This window comes from Halomonas marinisediminis, from assembly GCF_004347715.1.
GTDB lineage: Bacteria > Pseudomonadota > Gammaproteobacteria > Pseudomonadales > Halomonadaceae > Halomonas > Halomonas icarae.
Genome location: NZ_SLTR01000227.1, coordinates 1 through 308, shown reverse-complemented (window position 1 = coordinate 308; position 308 = coordinate 1). Strand labels below are relative to the sequence as shown.

1 protein-coding gene is annotated in these 308 nt (G+C 69.8%); it reads left to right on the top strand.

The window, feature by feature from the left end; genetic code table 11:
* A partial coding sequence (locus E0702_RS19190; RefSeq protein WP_205741999.1) for a hypothetical protein occupies positions 1-308 on the top strand: 308 nt, incomplete at both ends.

Here is a 308-nt window from a genome sequence, read left to right as displayed (position 1 = left end):
TGGATCTTCGACCGCTGGACCCGGGGTGAAGAGAAGGCCCTGGCGGAGCGCTGCGACTACGAGGGGCCGCTGACGCGGATCCTGTCGGCGATCCCCGAAAAGGACCGCTTCCTGGGCTTTTACGAAGAGCTTTTCCGCCCCGAGACCGTGGCGCGGATCTGTGCCTTTCTCGGGATCGCGTCGCGCCCCGCGCCGCTGGAGACCCGGGTGCATGCAAGCGCGCCCATCGCGCTGGAGCCGGGCCGCCGCGCCATCGCGGCCGAGGCGCTGGCGCCGCAATATGACCATGTACACCGCCTGATCGGCCG